We start from the raw sequence: 4,472 nt of genomic DNA on the forward strand, positions 1-4,472 counted from the left end.
GGCCACCGTCCTCGCGTGGCCGGCGCCGCCGTCACGGAGTACCTGCGGTATGGCGGTATTTACGGCATGGTGCGGCCTGCTGCACCACCCGTCGGTGGCAGCGAGACCTCGCCCGATCGATGGGGAGTCGATAGGCAAGGGCCAGAAACATCCGGCGGGAACAAGCGGATCGGAGAGAGAACGTGAAACGCGCGCTGAAGAATACGGTGCTCACCATCGTGGTCCTTGTGGGCTTGATGATTGCCTACGGTTTCGCGGTCGAGCCTCGTCTGATCCTTGACGAAGAGCGACACAGTGCAACTATCCCCGGGCTGGCCCCCGAGGCGGAGGGTACCGAGATCGCTGTCATCGCCGACCTTCAGGTCGGTATGTGGTTCGCGAACACGGGGATGATCGAACGCATCATCGAGAGAACGGTCGAGGAGGAGCCTGCGGCCCTGCTCATCGCTGGGGACTTCGTGTACAGCGAGGACCCCCCGAACCAGGAGAAGATCGATGAGGTCCTGCAATTGTTGGCGCCGGCGCTGGAGGCCGGCATCCCTACCTTCGCGGTCCTAGGGAACCATGACTACCTCGTCAACGCCGCCGACCAGCTCGCTGACGCTCTGAGCGCACACGGGGTCACCGTGCTGCAGAACGCCTCGGCGCCGCTGGTCATCACAGGTGCGGACGGTACCGATGAGACGCTGCACATCGTCGGAGTCGGCCCGGCCTACCAGGGTCTCGCCGATGTCGAGAAGGCTTTGAGTACAGTCCCTGACGGGGCCCCGCGCCTGGTGATGATGCACAATCCCACAACTTTCCCGGCCCTCCCGGAGGGCAGCGCGCCTCTGGCGGTCGCCGGCCACACCCATTGCGGGCAGATCGCCGTCCCCGGCACTCCGCAGTGGTCATGGCTTGCCTGGACCACGAACGAGACCATGGTCGCCGACGGCTTCGCCCCCGAGAGTTTCGGTGCCGCGGGTAATTCCCTATTCGTCACCTGCGGCATCGGCTTCAGCAACCTGCCGATGCGGATCAGCGCCCCACCGCAACTCGTCCTCTTCGACCTGCAACCAGCCCCCGCCACCTGACCCTGTCCCCCCCCACCAGGGATGACCATGACCAGATAGCGACCAGCAGGAATCCATCGAACGAACGTCGACACAGGACCTCAGGAAAGGACGGTGCAGCATGGTGGCCATCGGCCTGATGGCGGATCCGGGACTACCCGAACACCTCACCCGAGAGATGGATACATCCCTTCAGGACGCGCTGAACAGGTGGAGCGGCTCGACGCGGTCCTGGGACGTCGACGTCAGCGAGCAGAAGCTCCCGCTGGAGGACGACGGAACCGTGCCTCTCATGGACCGGGCCGAGGACCTCAGGGAAGCCCATCACTGGGACCTGGTCGTCTACGTCACCGACCTTCCGAGAGTTCACGACCATCAGACCCTGCTGACCGAATCAAGCATCTCCTCGGGAGCGGCTCTTGTCTCCCTGCCGGCCCTCGGCGCATTGAGGGTCCGTCAAGCACTGCTCGAGGAACTGATCCGGACCATCAAACGCCTTGTCACCCGGATAGGAAGCCCGGATACCCCGGACGGGAGCACCGACGCCACACCACCTGACACGCAGGACGACACGAACACCGACAGGGCTTACAGGACGATCCAGGGCAAGCGCGGTGCAGGGCGCCTGCTGGCCGGCATGGTGCGCAGTAACCGTCCCGGCAGGCTCGTTGGATCCCTCTCCAGCGCCGCCGCTGCGGCCATGGCGACCGGCGCGTTCGGCATCTTCTACGCCTCGATCTGGAACATGGCCGATTCCTCGAGCACTCTGCGCCTGTCGATGATCAGCGTCCTGACGATCGGTGTTCTGACGACGTGGCTCATCGTCCACAACGGTCTGTGGTCCACCACCAGGACGAGCCCCAACGGCACCCCCGCCGGTCTGGACAACGCAGCGACCGTCGTCACCGTCCTGATCAGCGTCGCCGTGATGTACGCGGGACTCTATACCGCCGTGTTCCTCGGCTCGCTGGCTGTCATCCCCGGGCACTACATGCAAGCCCAACTGGGCCACCCCGTGTCGATCGTCGAGTACGCGAACCTCAGCTGGCTCTCCGCCTCCCTGGGCACCCTAGCCGGTGCCCTCGGTTCGAACTTCGACGGCGGCACCGCCGTCCAACGTGCGACCTACAGTGGCAGAGAACACCAACGACGCCAGTTCGAGAACAAGAAAACCAAATCCGACAGTGGGTGATATCCCAAGGGAACAACGATTACCCGCTGAGCAGACTTAATCCCCACCTACCACTGCCAGGAGACACACCGATGTCGAAAAACCCAACGAGCACCACGACCAGCAGCATGACCAGCGGCAGGACGAAACGCAGACAGCGGTTCGAGGTTGCAGCATCACTGTCCCTCGTCGCAATCCTCGGCCTCACGGGCTGCTACTCCGCGGCGGAAGAGGATTGGGACGCCATCGCCGTCGGCGAGGACGGAGTGGTTGGTTCGATAGAGCTGCGCAGCTTCCTCCTCGTCGCCCGGGACGAGGGCCAGCCTGGTCGACTCCTAGGGACACTGAACAACGAATCGGACGAAGCCGTGGAAGTCACCATCAGCGACGACGACGACGACGTCCTCATCACAGTCCCTGCCGAAAGCCAGTACCCCCTCGACACCAACGAGGTCGTCTTCGACACCGTCGGCGACGCACCAGGGGCCAGAACCCCCATTACCGCCACCACCACCGAGGGGACAGAAGATTTGTCCATTCCGGTCGTGGACGGCACCCTCGAACGCTATGAGCCCTACCTTCCCGAGTAGCGCGACCAGGGCGACGCGGGCGAAACGCACACACGGGGCAGGACGGAGACGATGGGATGAAGAAGACCTCGCAGGTGCAGGTGCAGGTGCAGGATCAGGGCGAGGACGGCGGCGGGCAGAAGCTGTCCCTCGTGGGGTCGGTGGCTCTCGGTACAGGGGTGATGATCGGTGCCGGGATCTTCGCCCTCGTGGGTCAGGTCGCAGAGCTTGCCGGCGGGTACGTGCCCTGGGCGTTCCTCGCCGGAGCCGTCGTCGTCGCCTTCAGTTCCTACTCCTACATCCGCTACTCGGCTACCAATCCTTCATCGGGCGGAATCGCCATGCTCCTGAAAGCGGCTTACGGTCCGGGAATCATCGCCGGTTCCTTCTCGCTGTTCATGTACGTCTCCATGGTCCTCGCGGAGAGCCTCCTCGGCAGGACCTTCGGAACCTATGTACTCCGGCCCTTTGGCATGCAGGATTCCGTGATCTGGGTACCGGTCCTGGCGGTGCTCGCCATCGTGGCAGCAGCCCTGGTGAACCTCATCGGGAATCAGTGGGTGGAACGGTCCGCAACGATCACTGCAGCACTGAAGATCATCGGTATCGCGGTGCTCGCGATCGGCGGGATCCTCGCCGCAGGACTGGGCTCGCTCGGCACCCTATTCACACCATCGTCTCGCACACCGCCCGATGCCGGATGGCTGGGCTTCCTGGCAGGAGTCACCCTCTGCATCCTCGCCTACAAGGGTTTCACCACGATCACCAACCAGGGCGCCGACCTCCGCGAGCCCGAACGCACCATCAGCCGATCCATCATCATCGCGCTCAGCCTGTGCACGGTTCTCTACCTGCTCATCACCGTCGCGGTGACTGGAGCGCTCTCCGTACCCCAAATCATCGATGCCCGCGACTACGCCCTCGCCGAAGCAGCCCAGCCGTCCTTCGGATCCTGGGGCGTGACCCTGACCGTCGTCATTGCTGTCATCGCGACACTCTCGGGCCTCATCGCCAGCCTCTTCTCCGTGTCCAAGCTTTACGACATGCTGCGGGACATGGAGCAGGCACCCGGGCTCCCACACCACACCTCACACCAGTCCCTGCTCATCACCGCGGGCCTGGCCATCGTCACCGCCGCGTTCTTCGACCTTTCACAGATTGCATCCCTCGGCGCGATCCTCTACCTCGCCATGGACATCGCCATCCATTGGGGCGTCATCCGGCACCTGAAGGAAGACATCGAGGCGAAGCCGTGGATTCCTGGACTCGCCATCGTCCTGGACCTCGCCGTGCTCATACCCTTCCTGCTCATCACGGCCCGCTCCAACTCGACGACACTAATCATCACCACCGCCGTCGCACTGGCACTCATCACCATGCAATGGTTACTGGTCGGCCACCACAACCGGCGAAACATTGCCTGACGAGTACGAAATTTCGCGCTGTCATCCCAAACCTTTGGAACCTTCAGATGCTTTGAAGAACACGGTGTACGTGCACTACCCAGACTTCGGACTGCCTACAGGCGTTCTCATCAAAAGATTCCTTGACCGGACGGGACTGTCCGATAAACGGTGTGTGGGGTCCGGCGGTTCATCAGTAAGTGGTCTTCTCGAAGCGTCCTGCGAAGGTAATCGCGAACGCGTTGAGCGCTGGCTTCCACCTGATTACCCAGCGTGC

4 protein-coding genes are annotated in these 4,472 nt (G+C 63.2%); all 4 read left to right on the forward strand.

What is annotated here, in order from left to right; translation table 11 throughout:
* Nucleotides 1-182: 182 nt before the first annotated feature.
* The 4 genes from AC4D2E_RS17595 (at nucleotide 183) to AC4D2E_RS17610 (ending at nucleotide 4,216) form a co-directional block, all read left to right on the forward strand.
* The gene (locus tag AC4D2E_RS17595) at nucleotides 183-1,073 is read left to right on the forward strand and encodes a metallophosphoesterase (protein WP_490910491.1); all 891 of its coding nucleotides are present in this window, start codon (nucleotides 183-185) and stop codon (nucleotides 1,071-1,073) included.
* A gap of 100 nt (nucleotides 1,074-1,173) precedes the next feature.
* Nucleotides 1,174-2,244 carry a hypothetical protein gene (locus AC4D2E_RS17600; RefSeq protein WP_490910490.1) on the forward strand — a complete coding sequence of 357 codons (1,071 nt, stop codon included), beginning with the start codon at nucleotides 1,174-1,176 and terminating at the stop codon, nucleotides 2,242-2,244.
* 107 nt (nucleotides 2,245-2,351) lie between these two features.
* Complete coding sequence (locus AC4D2E_RS17605) at nucleotides 2,352-2,813, forward strand: hypothetical protein (RefSeq protein WP_490953465.1); 462 nt, start codon at nucleotides 2,352-2,354, stop codon at nucleotides 2,811-2,813.
* 56 nt (nucleotides 2,814-2,869) lie between these two features.
* Nucleotides 2,870-4,216 (forward strand): APC family permease, encoded by a 1,347-nt coding sequence (locus AC4D2E_RS17610; RefSeq protein ID WP_490953466.1) that lies wholly within the window; start codon nucleotides 2,870-2,872, stop codon nucleotides 4,214-4,216.
* The last annotated feature ends 256 nt before the right edge of the window (nucleotides 4,217-4,472 follow it).

The organism is Arthrobacter sp. TJ-265, assembly GCF_058269135.1.